General features: G+C 71.9%; 14 protein-coding genes and 1 riboswitch. Of the genes, 10 read left to right on the plus strand and 4 right to left on the minus strand.

The window, feature by feature from the left end:
* Nucleotides 1-983, minus strand: a 983-nt coding sequence (locus tag ACTHMF_RS19890; protein WP_440320026.1) for an ABC transporter substrate-binding protein, incomplete at its 3' end; no start/stop codon positions are given.
* Nucleotides 984-1,264: 281 nt separating this feature from the next.
* Here ACTHMF_RS19890 and ACTHMF_RS19895 point away from each other — a divergent pair.
* Entirely contained in the window at nt 1,265-2,059 is a 795-nt protein-coding gene (locus ACTHMF_RS19895; RefSeq protein WP_440320028.1) for a CPBP family intramembrane glutamic endopeptidase, read from the plus strand.
* Between the two features lie 78 nt (nt 2,060-2,137).
* Here ACTHMF_RS19895 and gcvP read toward each other — a convergent pair whose 3' ends face one another.
* From gcvP to gcvT, 3 genes are read right to left on the minus strand one after another with little or no spacing between them, the layout of a single operon-like run.
* Nucleotides 2,138-5,035, minus strand: a complete 2,898-nt coding sequence (gene gcvP / locus ACTHMF_RS19900) for an aminomethyl-transferring glycine dehydrogenase (protein ID WP_440320030.1) — start codon at nt 5,033-5,035, stop codon at nt 2,138-2,140.
* A 17-nt stretch (nt 5,036-5,052) separates the two neighbouring features.
* The gene (gene gcvH / locus ACTHMF_RS19905) at nt 5,053-5,427 is read right to left on the minus strand and encodes a glycine cleavage system protein GcvH (protein WP_314147544.1); all 375 of its coding nucleotides are present in this window, start codon (nt 5,425-5,427) and stop codon (nt 5,053-5,055) included.
* Nucleotide 5,428: 1 nt separating this feature from the next.
* Nucleotides 5,429-6,598, minus strand: coding sequence for a glycine cleavage system aminomethyltransferase GcvT (gene gcvT, locus ACTHMF_RS19910; protein WP_440320031.1), 1,170 nt, complete (start codon nt 6,596-6,598; stop codon nt 5,429-5,431).
* Between the two features lie 180 nt (nt 6,599-6,778).
* Nucleotides 6,779-6,869, minus strand: a riboswitch (glycine riboswitch).
* Nucleotides 6,870-7,130: 261 nt separating this feature from the next.
* Here gcvT and ACTHMF_RS19915 point away from each other — a divergent pair.
* The 9 genes from ACTHMF_RS19915 to ACTHMF_RS19955 all read left to right on the plus strand — a co-directional run.
* Entirely contained in the window at nt 7,131-7,856 is a 726-nt protein-coding gene (locus tag ACTHMF_RS19915; protein ID WP_314147542.1) for an NUDIX hydrolase, read from the plus strand.
* Nucleotides 7,853-9,148, plus strand: coding sequence for a quinolinate synthase NadA (gene nadA, locus ACTHMF_RS19920; RefSeq protein WP_314147541.1), 1,296 nt, complete (start codon nt 7,853-7,855; stop codon nt 9,146-9,148). The genes ACTHMF_RS19915 and nadA overlap by 4 nt, the downstream gene beginning before the upstream one ends.
* A 1-nt stretch (nt 9,149) precedes the next feature.
* The gene (gene nadB, locus ACTHMF_RS19925; RefSeq protein ID WP_440320034.1) at nt 9,150-10,694 is read left to right on the plus strand and encodes an L-aspartate oxidase; all 1,545 of its coding nucleotides are present in this window, start codon (nt 9,150-9,152) and stop codon (nt 10,692-10,694) included.
* The gene (gene nadC, locus ACTHMF_RS19930) at nt 10,688-11,548 is read left to right on the plus strand and encodes a carboxylating nicotinate-nucleotide diphosphorylase (protein ID WP_440320036.1); all 861 of its coding nucleotides are present in this window, start codon (nt 10,688-10,690) and stop codon (nt 11,546-11,548) included. The genes nadB and nadC overlap by 7 nt, the downstream gene beginning before the upstream one ends.
* Complete coding sequence (locus ACTHMF_RS19935) at nt 11,545-12,687, plus strand: cysteine desulfurase family protein (protein ID WP_440320037.1); 1,143 nt, start codon at nt 11,545-11,547, stop codon at nt 12,685-12,687. The genes nadC and ACTHMF_RS19935 overlap by 4 nt, the downstream gene beginning before the upstream one ends.
* Nucleotides 12,688-12,979: 292 nt before the next feature.
* Nucleotides 12,980-14,401: an MDR family MFS transporter gene (locus tag ACTHMF_RS19940; RefSeq protein ID WP_440320045.1), complete on the plus strand. Its 1,422-nt coding sequence runs from the start codon at nt 12,980-12,982 to the stop codon at nt 14,399-14,401.
* Nucleotides 14,402-14,486: 85 nt separating this feature from the next.
* Nucleotides 14,487-15,056 carry a carboxymuconolactone decarboxylase family protein gene (locus ACTHMF_RS19945; protein ID WP_440320039.1) on the plus strand — a complete coding sequence of 190 codons (570 nt, stop codon included), beginning with the start codon at nt 14,487-14,489 and terminating at the stop codon, nt 15,054-15,056.
* Nucleotides 15,053-15,397 carry a hypothetical protein gene (locus tag ACTHMF_RS19950; RefSeq protein WP_440320041.1) on the plus strand — a complete coding sequence of 115 codons (345 nt, stop codon included), beginning with the start codon at nt 15,053-15,055 and terminating at the stop codon, nt 15,395-15,397. The genes ACTHMF_RS19945 and ACTHMF_RS19950 overlap by 4 nt, the downstream gene beginning before the upstream one ends.
* 11 nt (nt 15,398-15,408) lie before the next feature.
* Nucleotides 15,409-15,807, plus strand: a 399-nt coding sequence (locus tag ACTHMF_RS19955) for a DUF488 domain-containing protein (protein WP_440320043.1), incomplete at its 3' end; no start/stop codon positions are given.

The raw sequence follows: 15,807 nt of genomic DNA on the forward strand, positions 1-15,807 counted from the left end.
GCCTGCGGGTTGATGATGTCGACCTCACCGTTCTGGAGAGCGGTGACCTGGGCGTTCGCGTCCGGGATGATGCGGAACACGATCTTGTCCACGTTCGGCTTGAGACCGCCGGCGTAGTACTTGTTCTGCGTCATGGTCAGCGACTGGCCGGGGGTCCACGACGACACGACGAACGGGCCGGAGGAGACCAGCAGGTCCTTGTCGGTCGGGAACGCGGTCACGTCGTAACCGGTGTTGACGAAGTCCGCCGCCTTCTTCAGCGTCGCGTTCGGGGCGACCGGCGCGGCCGGGTTGCCCTTCGGCAGCGTCTTCAGCAGCTTGGTCAGGTCGGCGGCCGAGGAGAGGCCGGCCTTCTTGGCCACGATGTGCGCGGGCTGCGCGATCGGGTTGACGAGCTCCCAGTCCACGTACGGCGTCGCGTACTTCAGGGTGATCGAGGTGTTGTTGTCGCCGACCTCGGGGAAGTCGGTCGAGTCCACACCCGCGGTCGAACCGGCGATCGAGAAGTACTGGGTACCGCTCGTGACGTTGCCGTTGTCGTCGAACTTCGCCGAGTCGTAGTGACCGGAGGCGATCGCCCAGGCGAGGATCATGTCGTCAGCGGTGACGGGCTGACCGTCCGACCACTTGTCGTCCTTGTTCAGGGTGTACTTGACGGTCAGCGGGTCGTCCGAGAGCTTCTCGAACTTACCGAACTTGTCGTCGTGGACGATCTTGTAGTTGTTGTCGATGTACTGGAACCCGGTTCCGTACGAGCCGTCGAGGTAGCCGACCTGACCGTTGGTGTCCAGGTTGCCCTGCGGCGTCTGCGAGTTGAACGAGGTGAAGTCGTTCACGACAGCGACCGTGACGGTGCCGCCCTTGGCAGCGGTCGAGGTGCCCGTGCTGCCGGACGTGGTGCAGGCAGACAGGGCGAGCGCGGCGACACCGGCGACGGCGACGGCGCTGACCGCGTACCTGACCTTTCTTCCCTTGATGTGCAATGTTCCTCCTGTGCGAAGTGTGCGACGGTCCAGGCGTGCGAGAGCCCTGGTCCGCGCGGGATAACACCGACCCTAGGTATCGAATGCTTTGAATGCAAAATGGGGCCGCAAAACGTTACACACTGGTAACTCAGTCGGCGGATTCTTGCGTACAGCCGCTGGAAACGGTCCCATTCGAGCGTTCCGCGCAATCAATCGCGCGGTTCCGCGCCCGGAACGCGCATCCGAGCGCATCCGCGAGGCTGCCGCGGGCCCCCGGTACGGCCTGGCAGGATGCACATATGAGCAGTCAGCAGACCTGGGCCGGCGAGGTCCCGGTCGCCGCATCCGCGCGCGTGCGGCTGTGGTGGGAGATCGCGATCGTGCTCGGGCTCTCGCTCGGCCAGTCGGCGATCTACTCGATCGTGAACATCGTCGACCTGTCGACGCGCGGGAAGGCGCTGGCCGACCAGACGGCACAGGTGAATCCGTCGCAGTCCAGCCGCGAGGCCTTCGACTTCCTCTATCAGGTGCTCGGCAACCTGTTCCCGCTGTTCGCGGTGGCGCTCGTGATCTACCTGCTCTGGCAGCCGCAGCGCAGCGGCTTCCGGCGGATCGGCTTCGATCCGACCCGGCCGTGGAAGGACCTGGGCGGCGGGATGCTGCTGTTCCTCGTTATCGGGGTCCCCGGCATCCTCTTCTACGCGCTCGGGCGGGTGCTGGGCGTGACGGTCACCGTGCAGGCGTCGCCGCTCGACACGCACTGGTGGACGGTGCCGGTGCTGGTGCTCGCGGCGCTGCGGGCAGGGCTGCAGGAGGAGGTCATCGTCGTCGGCTACCTCTTCACCCGCCTGCGCGAGCTGGGCTGGGGAAAGTGGACCATCATCCTGTCGGCGGCGCTGCTGCGCGGCAGCTACCACCTCTACCAGGGCTTCGGGCCGTTCGTGGGCAACGCCATCATGGGCGTCGTCTTCGGCTGGTGCTACACGCGCTGGGGCCGGGTCGCCCCGCTCGTGGTCGCCCATGTCGTCATCGACATCGTCTCCTTCGTCGGCTATCCCCTCGCCGTCGCCCTCTGGCCCGCCATCTTCGCCTGATCCGAAACCGCCGAGTACGCAGAAGATCTGCGTACTCGGCGGTATCGGGGCGATTTTCTTCGTACTCGGCGGTTGGCCCTAGGCGAAGGCCTCGGGGGGCGGGCAGGCGCAGAAGAGGTTGCGGTCGCCATAGGCCTGGTCGATGCGGCGCACCGGGGGCCAGTACTTGGTGCGCACGAGGGCGGGCACCGGGTAGACGGCCTGCTCGCGGCTGTACGGGTGCGTCCAGTCGGAGGCGACGACGGACTCCGCGGTGTGCGGAGCGTTCCGCAGCGGGTTGTCGTCGGCCGGCCAGTCCCCCGCCGCCACCGCGTCGGCCTCGGCGCGGATCGCGACCATCGCGGCGATGAAGCGGTCGAGCTCTGCGATGTCCTCGCTCTCGGTCGGCTCCACCATCAAGGTGCCCGCGACCGGGAACGACATCGTCGGAGCGTGGAAGCCGAAGTCGATCAGGCGCTTCGCCACGTCGTCCACCGTCACACCGGTGCTCTCGGTGAGCGGGCGGACGTCGAGGATGCACTCGTGCGCGACGAGACCGCCCTCCCCCGCGTACAGCACGGGGAAGTGCTCGCGCAGCCGGGCGGCGACGTAGTTCGCGGCAAGGACGGCGGCGCCGGTCGCGTCCTTGAGGCCCTGCGCGCCCATCATCCGGACGTACGCCCAGCTGATCGGCAGGATGCTCGGGCTGCCGTACGGCGCGGCCGAGACCGGGCCGCCGCCGTGCTCGACCCGTCCCCCGGAGGCGAGCACGTGCGTCGCGTCCTGCGCGAGCGGGTGCCCGGGCAGGAACGGCGCGAGGTGCGCCTTCGCCGCGACCGGCCCGACGCCGGGACCGCCGCCGCCGTGCGGGATGCAGAACGTCTTGTGCAGGTTGAGGTGGCTGACGTCGCCGCCGAAGTCGCCGAAGCGGGCGTAGCCGAGCAGGGCGTTGAGGTTGGCGCCGTCGACGTAGACCTGTCCCCCGGCCGCGTGCACGGCGTCGGTGATCGCGACGACCTCGTGCTCGTAGACGCCGTGCGTCGACGGGTAGGTGATCATCAGCGCGGCCAGCGTGTCGGCGTGCTCGGCGATCTTGGCGCGCAGGTCGTCCAGATCCACGTTGCCGAGCTCGTCGGTCGCGACGACGACCACGCTCATCCCCGCGAGCACGGCGGACGCCGCGTTCGTGCCGTGCGCGGACTGCGGGATGAGGCAGACCGTGCGCTGCTCGTCGCCGCGCGAGCGGTGGTAGCCGCGGATGGCCAGGAGGCCGGCCAGCTCGCCCTGGCTGCCGGCGTTCGGCTGCAGGGAGACGGTGTCGTAGCCGGTGACGTCCGCCAGCCACGCCTCCAGCTGGTCGATCAGCTCGAGCGAGCCTGCGACGTCCTGGGCCGGGGCGAAGGGGTGCAGCGCGGCGAACTCCGGCCAGGTCACCGCCTCCATCTCGGTGGCGGCGTTCAGCTTCATCGTGCACGAGCCGAGCGGGATCATGCCGCGGTCGAGCGCGTAGTCCCTGTCCTGCAGCTGACGCAGGTAGCGCATCATCGCGGTCTCGGAGTGGTGCGTGGAGAAGACCGGATGCGTCAGGTAGTCGGAGGTGCGGGCGAGCTCCGCGTCGTACGACGGCTCGGACGGGAACGCAGGCTCGGCAGCGCCGTCGGTCGTGCCGCCGAGCACTCCGATCAGCTCGCCGAGCGGGAAGGTCCCGTCGCGCAGGTCGGCGGCCGCCTCCTCGTCCATGCTGAGCGAGACCAGCCCGGCGTCGACGGCGTGCAGCAGGATGCCGTGCTCGTGGGCGCGCGCGACGACCTCGGCCGCGTCGTCCACCTCGGCCACCAGGGTGTCGAAGAACGACCGCGAGCGGACCTCGACGCCGCCCGCGCGCAGGGCGTCGGCTACGGCGACGGTCGACAGGTGGACGTGCCGGCCGATCGCGCGCAGCCCGGCTGGACCGTGGTAGACGGCGTACATCGCGGCCATGACCGCGAGCAGCACCTGGGCGGTGCAGATGTTCGAGGTGGCCTTCTCGCGGCGGATGTGCTGCTCGCGGGTCTGCAGGGTCAGGCGGTAGGCGGGCTTGCCGATCGCGTCCTGCGAGACGCCGACCAGCCGGCCGGGGAGCTGCCGCTCCAGTCCCTTGCGCACCGCCATGTAGCCGGCGTGCGGGCCGCCGAAGCCCATCGGGACGCCGAAGCGCTGGCTGGTGCCGACGGCGACGTCCGCGCCGAGCTCGCCGGGCGAGCGCAGCTGCGTGAGCGCGAGCAGGTCGGCCGCGGCCACGACGACGGCGCCTGCGGCCTTGGCCGCCTGGAAGACGGCCTCCGGGTTCCAGACGCGGCCGGAGGCGCCCGGGTACTGCACGAAGACGCCGAACGCGTCGGACAGCTCCGCCGAGTCCGCCGGGGTCGCAGCGAGGTTGAGGACGACCAGTTCGATGCCGACCGCGTCGGCGCGGTTGCGCAGCAGGGCGAGGGTCTGCGGGAAGGTGTCCGCGTCCACGACGAACTTAGCGGAGCCGGCCTTGGAGGCGCGGCGGGCCAGCAGCATCCCCTCGACGACCGCCGTGCCCTCGTCGAGCATCGACGCGTTGGCGGTGTCGAGGCCGGTGAGGTCGGAGACCATGGTCTGGAAGTTGATCAGCGCCTCGAGGCGGCCCTGCGAGATCTCGGGCTGGTACGGCGTGTACGCCGTGTACCAGCCCGGGTTCTCCAGCACGTTCCTCTTGATCACGGCCGGCGTGATGGTGCCGTAGTAGCCGAGCCCGATCAGGTTGCGGTTGACCGTGTTGCGGGCGGCGATCGCGCGCAGCTCGCGCAGGGCGGCCCGCTCGCTCACGGCCTCGGGCAGCGCGGACACGCGCTCCGGGTCCACCCGGATGGAGCCCGGCACGGCGGCGGAGACGAGCGCCTCGACCGAGTCGTGGCCGAGCACGGACAGCATGGTGCGCTGCGCGTCCCCGTCGATGCCGATGTGACGCGTCTGGAACAGTTCGCTCATGGAGGAAGCCGGAACCCTTACTCGCCCGTGAGGGCCTTGTACTCGTCGTAGGAGAGCAGCCCGTCCGGCAGCTCGGTGAAGGTGACCTTGATCAGCCAGCCGTCGCCGAACGGGTCGGCGTTGACCAGCTCCGGGGCGTCGACGACGGCCTGGTTCGCCTCGGCGACCGTGCCGTCCACCGGGGCGAACAGCTCGCCGACCGACTTGGTGGACTCGATCTCGCCGACCACGCGGCCGGCGGCGACGTCGCTGCCCTCCGCGGGGAGCTCGACGAAGACGACGTCACCGAGCTTCTCGGCCGCGTAGCGGGTGATGCCGACGGTGGCGGTGTCGCCGTCCACGAGCAGCCACTCGTGCTCCGCGGTGTACTTCAGGTCCTGCTCTGCGGCCATGTCAGTTCTTCTTTCTGCTGTAGAAGGGGAGGGCGGTGACGGTGAACGGGAGACGGGTGCCGCGCACGTCCACCTGGAGCTCGGTGCCGGGGCGGGCGAAACGGGGCGCGACGTAGGCCATCGCGATCGGGACGCCGATCGTCGGGGACAGCGCGCCGGAGGTGACGACGCCGACCTCCTCCTCGGCCTGGTCGTCTGCGCTGGCGACCACCGGGTAGCCGGCGCGCGCGGCGCGCTTGCCCTGGCCCATCAGGCCGACGAGCACGCGGGAGGAGGCGTCCGGCCCCTCCTCGCTCGCGGCCCTGCCGACGAAGTCGGATTCCTTGGCGAGGCTGACGACGCGGCCGAGGCCGGCCTGAGCGGGCATGGTGTCGAGGCCGAGCTCGTGGCCGTAGAGCGGCATCCCCGCCTCCAGGCGCAGCGTGTCCCTGCTGGCGAGGCCGGCGGGGACGAGGCCCTGCTCGGCGCCGGCCTCCAGCAGCGCGTCCCAGAGCGCGCGGGCGTTGTCCGGAGCGGTGTAGAGCTCGAAGCCGTCCTCGCCGGTGTAGCCGGTGCGGGCGATCAGCACGGGATGCGTCTCGAACTCGGCGGGGACGCTCCAGTAGTACTTGAGGTCGGTGATCCGCTGGGCGACGTCGTCGCCCTCGATGTGGAAGCCGGGGGTGGCGAGCAGGATACTGAGGCTCGCCGGGCCCTGCACCGCGATCAGAGCGATGTCGTCGCTCTCGTCGAACACCTCGACGTCGAACGGGGAGGTGCGGTCGCGCAGCTCCTCGGCGACGACCGCGCGGTTTGCGGCGTTGGCCACCACCATGTAGCGGTCCTCCCCGGTGCGGTAGACGACGAGGTCGTCGACGATGCCGCCGGAGCGCGAGAGCAGGAGGCTGTACTTCGCCTGGTCGACGGCGAGCGCGGACAGCTTGCCGGCCAGCGCGTAGTCGAGCGCCTCCCCGGCCTCCGGGCCGATGAGCACGATCTCGCCCATGTGCGAGAGGTCGAACAGTCCGGCGGCGGTGCGCACCGCGTGGTGCTCGGCCAGGTCGCTGGAGTAGCGCACCGGCATCTGCCAGCCGGCGAAGTCGGTGAACGCGGCGCCGGCGCGCTCGTGCGCGTCGTGCAGCGGGGAGGTCCGGTCCTGGGTGGCCGAGGGGTCCGTGTCGTGCGAGGTCATGAGTTCTCCGTTCGCCGGCCGTCGCCGGAGGGAAGACGGGGCGCGGCGCGACCCGTGTGAAGAACTCCCCCTCTGTCATCCGGCCTGAGAGTTTCACCTCCCGTCGCGGTCGACGGTCGGCTTTCACCGTGGGCGAGGGCCCGGTGTCGGAAGACGCCGTGTCCTGCTTTTCAGAGTGGCCAGTCCGATGCGGTACGCGTACCTGAGAGATTGTCGGGGAGGATTGCTCCTTCGGTGCCGCGCGTGCGCGCGACTCTCCCGCATCGACCTCGATGGCCCGATATTCAGTTGGATGCTCGGCCAGCATAACGGACGCAGCGGAGTCGTGAGGAACGGAGGAAGTTTCGGGCGACGCGCCGACGTGCGCGGGAAAGGGAGGATCTCTGCGGAATGCCCGACGGAGAGTCCTCCGATACAAACGCCGGCGGGCTGAGGGGGTGGCCATCGGTCGCCCGACTGGCGTTCTGGTCGGAATGACACTAAGATGGGTTCCTTAGAGTCAATGTGACTTTTAGACGAGAGGTCGACGAGGATGGCCGGACACGAGAGGGCGAGCGCGATGCTCGCCGTGTCGACGGTGATCTTCGCCCTGCGCACGGACGAGGAGACCGGCGGCGCTCCGCAGGTCTGGCTGCCACTGGTCCGGCGCATCCGCGAGCCGTTCGACGGGCTCTGGGCGCTGCCGGGCGGCCCGCTCCGGGTGGGCGAGGACCTCGCATACGCCGCCGCCCGCACGCTCAGCGACACCACCGGCCTCACCCCCAGCTACCTGGAGCAGCTCTACGCGTTCGGCGACGCCTCCCGCTCCCCCGGCGCCGACCGGGTCGTCTCGATCGTCTACTGGGCGCTCGTCCGCGGCGAGGAGGCCGAGCGCGCGAGCGTCGGGGAGAACGTGCGCTGGTTCCCCGCCGACGACCTCCCCGCGCTCGCCTTCGACCACAACCTGATCGTCGAGTACGCGCTGTGGCGGCTGCGCACCAAGATGGAGTACTCGCGGATCGCGCACGCCTTCCTCGGCGAGCGGTTCACCCTCGCCCAGCTGCGCGAGGTGCACGAGGCCGTGCTCGGCCGGGCGCTCGACCCGGCGAACTTCCGGCGGATGATCGAGGGCTCCGGCGCGGTCGTCGCCACCGACGAGTACCTCACCGGCACGCCGCACCGGCCGCCCCGGCTCTACCGCTACAACGACTCGATCGACCTCGCCGACGCGGGGCCGCTTCCCCGGCAGCAGCATCCCTTCGAAAGAGAGCAGTCATGACCATCGCTTCGGTCGACACCACCATCCGCCTGATCTCGCGCGGCGAGCTCGACGGAGCGACCTGCACCCCCGACCTGGCAGACGCGCCGTGGTCGTTCGATGCTCTCGCCCCCTCCTACGGTCCCGGCGCGTCGATGGCCGACCCCATCCCCGCGGACGCGCCCCGCCAGGGCGAGCTGCCCGAGGAGTACCGCACCGCCTCGGCGGAGGAGCTCGCCGAGCGCATCCGCGCGGCGAAGGCGACCCTCGGCGACCGGGTCGCGGTGATGGGCCACTTCTACCAGCGCGACGAGGTCGTGCAGTACGCGGACTTCGTCGGCGACTCCTTCCAGCTTGCCAACGCCGCCAAGGCGCGACCGGAGGCCGAGGCGATCGTGTTCTGCGGCGTCCACTTCATGGCGGAGACCGCCGACATCGTCTCGCGTCCCGACCAGCGCGTCATCCTGCCGAACCTCGCCGCCGGCTGCTCGATGGCCGACATGGCGGACCTCGACTCCGTCCAGGAGTGCTGGGAGGCGCTGGAGGAGCTGTACGGCACCGAGCCCGACGCGGACGGCAAGGTGCCGGTCATCCCCGTGACGTACATGAACTCGTCTGCGGCGCTGAAGGCGTTCTGCGGCGAGCACGGCGGCATCGTCTGCACCTCCTCCAACGCGGCGACGGTGCTGGAGTGGGCGTTCGAGCGCGGCCAGCGCGTCCTGTTCTTCCCCGACCAGCACCTCGGCCGCAACACCGCGAAGGCGATGGGCGTCCCGCTGGCGCAGATGCCGCTCTGGAACCCGCGCAAGAGCCTCGGCGGCAGCGACGAGCAGACCCTGCAGGACGCACGCGTCATCCTCTGGCACGGCTTCTGCTCCGTGCACAAGCGCTTCACGGTCGGCCAGATCGAGCACGCGCGCGCCGAGTTTCCCGGCGTCCGCGTGATCGTGCACCCCGAGTGCCCGATGGACGTGGTGGACGCGGCGGACGAGTACGGCTCGACCGACTACATCGTCAAGGCGATCCAGGCGGCTCCGGCGGGCTCGACGTTCGCGATCGGCACCGAGATCAACCTCGTCCAGCGCCTCGCCGCCGAGTATCCGCAGCACACCATCTTCTGCCTCGACTCGGTGGTGTGCCCGTGCTCGACGATGTACCGCATCCACCCGGGCTACCTGGCCTGGGTGCTGGAGGGGCTGGTGCGCGGCGAGGTGCTCAACCAGGTGAGCGTGCCGGAGACGGTCGCCGCTCCCGCACGGGTGGCGCTGGAGCGGATGCTCGCGGCGCGCCCGGACACCACGATGGCGGCCTGAGATGAGCCGCGTCGTCGTCGCCGGGAGCGGGATCGCCGGGCTCGTCGCCGCCCTGCGCGCGTCCACTCGGCACGAGGTGACGCTGCTGACCAAGGCCGCGATCGCCGAGGCCAACACCCGCTACGCGCAGGGCGGGATCGCCGCCGCGCTGTTCCCGGACGACTCGGCGCAGGCGCACGTGGCGGACACGCTGCGCGCCGGCGCCGGGCTGAACGTGCGGGAGGCGGTGGAGGCGCTGTGCGGCGACGGGCCGCAGCGCGTCCGCGAGCTGATCGCGCTCGGCGTCGCGTTCGACCGCGACGGCGACGGCCTCGCGCGCGGTCTGGAGGCGGCGCACTCCAGCGCCCGCGTGCTGCACGCGGGCGGCGACGCGACGGGCGCCGAGATCGAGCGCGCGCTGGTCGCGGCCGTCCGCACCTCGTCCATCCGGATCGTCGAGGGCGCCTTCCTGCTCGACGTTAGCGTCGAGGACGGGGCGGCGGCCGGCGTCGCGGTCCGGCTCGCCGACGGCACCGAGACCGCGATCGCTGCGGACGCGGTGATCCTGGCGACCGGCGGGTGGGGGCAGCTCTACAGCCACACGACGAACCCGGCGGTCGCGACGGGCGACGGGATGGCCGCGGCCTGGCGCGCCGGCGCCGCGCTCGCCGACCTGGAATTCACCCAGTTCCACCCGACCGCGCTGGCCATCCCCGGATCGTTCCTGGTGTCCGAGGCGGTGCGCGGGGAGGGCGCCGTGCTGCGCAATGCGCGCGGCGAGCGGTTCATGCTCGACGTGCATCCCGACGCCGAGCTCGCCCCGCGCGACGTGGTCGCCCGCGGGATCGCGGTGGAGATGGCGGCGCAGGGCGGCCGGCCGGTCGTGCTGGACGCCACCGCGCTCGGCGCGGACTTCCTCGCCCGGCGCTTCCCCACCCTCGGCGCGGCCTGCCGGGCCGCGGGCCTGGACTGGAGCAGGGAGCCTGTCCCCGTCACGCCCGCCGCGCACTACGCGATGGGCGGCGTCGCCACGGACGTGCACGGCCGGACGACCCTGCCCGGGCTGTTCGCGGTCGGCGAGGTCGCCTGCACGGGGGCGCACGGGGCGAACCGGCTCGCGTCCAACTCGCTGCTGGAGGGCCTGGTCTTCGCGCACCGCGCCGTCGACGTGCTCGGCGAGCCGTGGCCCGACGCTCCGGCGTGGCTGGACGAGCCGGCGGTCGGTCTCGGCGCGCCTGCGGCCGAGGCTCCCGGCGACGCCGCAGCCTTCGACCGCGAGCGGCTGCAGAGCGTCCTCTGGACCGCCGCCGGCGTCCACCGCGACCGCTCCGGGCTGCGCGCCGCGGCCGCGGAGCTGGCAGGGATGGCGATGCCCGCCCCCGGCGAGGACGCCAACCTGCTCCAGCTCGGCCGGCTCGTCGTCGCGGCCGCCCTGGCGCGCGAGGAGTCGCGCGGCGCGCACTTCCGCTCCGACTTCCCCCTCCCCGCCGACGGGCCGGCGCACCACACGGTGCTCGCCGCTCCCGCACCCGTCCCGACCAGCACCGAGGTGACCGTCCCATGCTGACCCGCCAGATCATCGATGCCGTCGTCGGCGCCGCCCTCGCCGAGGATGCGCCCTGGGGCGACCTGACCAGCGAGCTGCTGATCCCGGCCGCCGCCACCGCGACCGCCCGGCTCTCGGCGCGCGAGCCGGGGACGTTCGCTGGCGGCGCCGTGTTCGCCGCGGCGATGACGCTGGCCGACCCGGCCATCCGGGTCGAGCTCGCCGTCGCGGACGGGGACGCGTTCGAGGCCGGGGACACGCTCGCCACCGTCAGCGGCCCGGCGCGCTCCGTGCTGCAGGCCGAGCGGGTCGCCCTGAACTTCGTGCAGCGGATGAGCGGCATCGCCACCCTCACCGCGGCGTTCGTGCGGGAGGTCGAGCACACCTCCGCGCGCATCGTCGACACGCGCAAGACGACGCCGGGCCTGCGCGCCTTTGAGCGGCACGCCGTGCGCTGCGGCGGCGGGCGCAACCACCGCTACTCCCTCTCCGACGCCGTGATGGCCAAGGACAACCACCTCGCGATCCTCACCCAGCAGTCCGGGCTCTCGCTCACCGACGCCCTGCGCCGCGTGCGCCGCGAGCTCTCGCACACCAGCCACCTGGAGGTGGAGGTGGACAGGATCGACCAGATCGAGCCCGTCCTCGCCGCCGGGGTGGACACCATCATGCTCGACAACTTCAGCATCGAGGAGCTGCGCGAGGGCGTCGCCGTCGTCGGCGGCCGCGCGATCGTGGAGGCGAGCGGCAACGTGAGCCTGGCGACGGTCAGGGACATCGCGGAGACCGGTGTGGACGTCATCTCGGCCGGGGCGCTCACGCACAGCGTCCGCTCGCTCGACCTCGGCCTGGACGTGGTGGTCGAGACGCCATGATCTACCTCGACGCCGCCGCCACCTCCGCGGTCCGCCGCGAGGTGCTGGAGGCGATGTGGCCGTACCTGACCGGCGACTTCGGCAATCCGTCCAGCCAGCACGAGGTCGGCGCGTCCGCGGCGCGCGCGCTCGCCGACGCCAGGGCGGCCGTCGCAGCGTGGCTCGGCTGCCGGGCCTCCGAGGTCGTGTTCACGTCGGGCGGAACGGAGGCGGACAACCTCGCGATCAAGGGCATCGCGCTCGCGAATCCGCGCGGCAGGCACATCGTCTCGACGCCGATCGAGCACGAGGCGGTGCTCGCGTCCATCGACCACCTGGTGCGGGTGCACGGCTTCGAGGCGACGCTGGTTCCCGTCGGCGCGGACGGCCTGCTCGACCCTGACGCGTTCGCGGCGGCCCTCCGGCCGGACACGACGCTCGCGACCGTGATGCTCGCGAACAACGAGGTCGGCACGGTGCAGCCGGTCGCCCGGCTCGCCGCGCTGGCGCACGAGCACGGCATCCCGTTCCACACCGACGCGGTGCAGGCCGCGGGCTGGCTGCCGCTGGACGTGCGAGCGCTCGGCGTCGACGCGCTCAGCGTGTCCGGCCACAAGCTCGGCGCCCCCAAGGGCATCGGCGCGCTGTTCGTGCGCGGGCGCCTCCCGCTGGAGCCGGTCATCCACGGCGGCGGCCAGGAGCGCGGCCGACGGTCCGGCACCGAGAACGTGGCGGGTGCGGTCGCGCTGGCCACGGCCGCGCGGCTGGCCTCGGCGGCGCAGGAGGCGAACGCCGCGGCGGCCACGGCGGCGCGGGACGCGTTCGTGGAGGCGGTGCTGCAGCTCGCGCCCGGCGCGCAGCTCACCGGGCATCCCAGCGAGCGGCTGCCCGCGACGGCGTCGTTCGTGTTCCCCGGCACCAACGGGGAGGCGGTGCTGCTGGAGCTCGAGCGCCGCGGCGTCGTCTCCTCCAGCGGGTCCGCGTGCGCGGCGGGCAGCGAGGACGCGTCGCACGTGCTGCTCGGGCTCGGCTATCCCGAGGACCTGGCGCGCACCGCGGTGCGGTTCTCGTGGTCGCCGGACGTGTCGGCCGCCGACCTGGCCGCCGTCGCGCCCGCCGTCGCGGACGCCGTACGCACCGTCGCCGCCCTCGGCCGGTGACCGCGCGCCGCCTGCGCGCCGCGACTGCGCCCCCGCGTCACGACTGCACCTGCGCGCGCACGCGCACTCGTGACGCGGCGGCGCACTCGCGGGCGAGGGATTACGCGGAGAGTGAACGGGGCGGGATCGTTCATGCGCGGGCCACCGCGATGTCGGCGGCCGCCGGTACTGTGTACCGGTGACTGAGAAGACCTCACCTGCGACCGACGCCCTGATCGACCCCGTGGCCGACCGCACGCCGGCCACCGCGACGGGCGCCGCGCCCGCGCCGGGGTCCTCCGATGCGGCCGGGATGTCCCGCCGCGACTCCCGCGTGATCTGGCTGCTGCTGGCGGCGACGTTCGTCGTGATCCTCAACGAGACGATCATGACCGTCGCCATCCCCAAGCTGATGGACGACCTGCACGTCGACGCCCTGGCCGCCCAGTGGCTGTCGACCGCCTTCATGCTGACGATGGCCGTCGTCATCCCGATCACCGGCTTCCTGCTGCAGCGCTTCACGACCCGCGCGGTGTTCATCGCCGCGATGTCGCTGTTCTCGCTCGGCACGCTGTCCGCGGCGCTCGCGCCCGGCTTCCTCGTCCTGGTCGCCGCGCGCGTCGTGCAGGCGTCCGGCACGGCGATGATGCTGCCGCTGCTGATGACGACGCTGATGACCCTCGTGCCGCCGGCGAAGCGCGGGCGCACGATGGGCAACGTCTCCATCGTGATCTCGGTCGCGCCCGCGATCGGGCCGACCATCTCCGGCTTCATCCTCAACTACCTCGCCTGGCGCTGGATCTTCCTGATCGTGCTGCCGATCGCGCTCGTGATGCTGCTGATCGGGATCCGCTTCGTCGAGAACGTGACGGAGACCCAGAAGTCGCGCATCGACGTGCTCTCCGTTGTGCTCTCGGCGTTCGGCTTCGGCGGCCTGGTCTACGGCCTGTCGGTGAGCGGAGAGTCCAGCGGCTCCGGGAGCGGCCCGATGCTCTGGATCTCGCTCGGGGTCGGCGTCGTCGCGCTCACGGCGTTCATCCTGCGCCAGCTGTACCTGCAGCGCAGGGACAGGGCGCTGCTCGACCTGCGCACGTTCCGCTCCCCCATCTTCACCGTGGCGATCGTGCTGATGGCGATCAGCACCGCGGCCATGTTCGGCGTGATCATCGTGCTTCCGCTCTACCTGCAGCACGTGCTGCACCTGGACACGCTGTCCACCGGCCTGCTCCTGCTGCCCGGCGGCCTCGTGATGGGTCTCGCGGCGCCGTTCGTCGGTCGGCTCTACGACCGGTTCGGCCCGCGCGTGCTCGTGGTGCCCGGCTCCATCCTGGTCAGCCTCGTGCTCTGGTCGCTCACGATGGTCACCGAGCACACCCCGGTCGGGATGGTGCTGGCCGCGCACGTGGTCATGAGCCTCGGCCTCGCGCTGATGTTCACGCCGCTGTTCACGGCGGGCCTGGGCGCGGTGCCGCCGCACCTGTATTCGCACGGCTCCGCGATCGTCGGCACCGTGCAGCAGGTGGGCGGCGCGGCAGGGACGGCGCTGCTGGTCGCGGTGCTCACGCTGCAGACGAACGCGCTGCTGGCGACCGGGGCGTCGCTGGACGCGGCGACCGCGTCCGGCGTCCGCGTGGCGTTCCTCGCGGCCGCGATCATCTCGCTGTTCGCGGTGGCCGGCTCGTTCTTCCTGCGCAAGCCCGCCGACGCGCCGGCAGAGGCCGCCTTCGCCCACTGACCGTTCGTCGCCGAGGGGCAGGGCTCTGGTGCGCGCCGCGGGGGCGGTGGCACCATGGAGGCGCCCTGGGACGACAGGAGGCACCGTGTCCATCATCCACACCCCGGACCCCGCGGAGGCCACCGGCAGCATCGCCGAGATCTACGCGAAGGACGAGCACGACCTCGGCTACGTCGCCGAGTACACCCGCGTGATGAGCGCGAACCCGGAGGCCTACCTCGCCTGGGAGCAGCTCGTGAAGGCGATCGTCTCCCAGCTCGGCGTGCGCCGTTACGAGCTGGTCACCCTCGCCGCCGCGCAGGGCGTGCACTCCGAGCACTGCCGCCTCGCGCACGGCAGGAAGACCCTGAAGGTGATGGACGAGGAGGAGCTGGAGCCCATCGCCCGCGACTACCGCCAGGCGGGGCTGAGCGAGGCCGAGGTCGCGATGATGGAGTACGCCGAGCGCATCAGCACCGACTCCGCCGCCATGACCGAGGCCGACAGCCTCCGGCTGCGCGAGCTCGGCTTCACCGACCGCGAGATCGTGGACATCACCCTTGCCGCCGCGGCGCGCAACTACTTCAGCCGCGCCATCCAGGCGCTCGCGGTGCAGGTCGAGGTGCCGCCGGGGCTCAGCGACCGGCTGCGCCGCGCGCTGCTGGCGCCGCTGTGAGCGCCGAGCAGGTCCCGCCGGTCGAGCGGGCGATCGTGCAGGACGTGACCCTCGCCAACCCGCGCCCGGTGGGCCGCATCCAGACCCGCCGGATCACCATGCAGCCGAACGTGGCCGGCGGGCTGCACCTGCACAACGGGCCGGTGGTCGGCTCGATCGAGAGCGGCTCCGCGATCTACCAGGTGGAGGGCGGCCCCGAGCGGACCCTCGGCGCCGGCGACACCTTCTACGAGGAGGAGGGCGCCAGGATCGCACGGTTCGACGCCGGCCCGGAGGGGGTGGTCTTCCTCGCGCACTTCCCGGTGGGCACGGACGAGGAGCCGACCCTCACGATGCTCTAGGAGGGGTGAGGATGTACCGGGTCAAGCGGGTCTACGAGGACGCCGCTGTCGAGGACGGCTTCCGGGTGCTGGTCGACCGGCTCTGGCCGCGCGGCCTCAGCCGCGAACGGGCGCGCATCGACCTCTGGCTGAAGGACGTGGCGCCGTCGCCCGAGCTGCGGCGCTGGTTCCATCACGAGGCCCCGCTGTTCGACGAGTTCACCGCGCGCTACGAGGCGGAGCTGGACGCGAACCCGGAGGCCGTGAACCGGCTGCGCGAGCTCGGGAGGACACATCCGACCGTCACGCTGCTGGTCGGCGCGCGCGACCCCGAACTGAATCAGGGGGTGGGGGGCGGGCGGTTCCACGGGCCCCACCCCCCACGGCGGGGCGCCGGGTCCGAAGGCCCCCGCCCCCACCACCGCCCCCCC

It is taken from the genome of Leifsonia sp. (genome assembly GCF_051955155.1).
Lineage (GTDB): Bacteria > Actinomycetota > Actinomycetes > Actinomycetales > Microbacteriaceae > Leifsonia.

Bases quoted from the DNA above. Each gene is read 5' to 3' on its own strand.
- gcvP (WP_440320030.1), bottom strand. From the start codon at position 5,035: ATGAGCGAACTGTTCCAGACGCGTCACATCGGCATCGACGGGGACGCG.
- gcvT (WP_440320031.1), bottom strand. From the start codon at position 6,598: ATGACCTCGCACGACACGGACCCCTCGGCCACCCAGGACCGGACCTCC.
- ACTHMF_RS19895 (WP_440320028.1), top strand. From the start codon at position 1,265: ATGAGCAGTCAGCAGACCTGGGCCGGCGAGGTCCCGGTCGCCGCATCC.
- ACTHMF_RS19935 (WP_440320037.1), top strand. From the start codon at position 11,545: ATGATCTACCTCGACGCCGCCGCCACCTCCGCGGTCCGCCGCGAGGTG.
- ACTHMF_RS19915 (WP_314147542.1), top strand. From the start codon at position 7,131: ATGGCCGGACACGAGAGGGCGAGCGCGATGCTCGCCGTGTCGACGGTG.
- gcvH (WP_314147544.1), bottom strand. From the start codon at position 5,427: ATGGCCGCAGAGCAGGACCTGAAGTACACCGCGGAGCACGAGTGGCTG.
- nadB (WP_440320034.1), top strand. From the start codon at position 9,150: ATGAGCCGCGTCGTCGTCGCCGGGAGCGGGATCGCCGGGCTCGTCGCC.
- nadA (WP_314147541.1), top strand. From the start codon at position 7,853: ATGACCATCGCTTCGGTCGACACCACCATCCGCCTGATCTCGCGCGGC.
- nadC (WP_440320036.1), top strand. From the start codon at position 10,688: ATGCTGACCCGCCAGATCATCGATGCCGTCGTCGGCGCCGCCCTCGCC.
- ACTHMF_RS19940 (WP_440320045.1), top strand. From the start codon at position 12,980: ATGTCCCGCCGCGACTCCCGCGTGATCTGGCTGCTGCTGGCGGCGACG.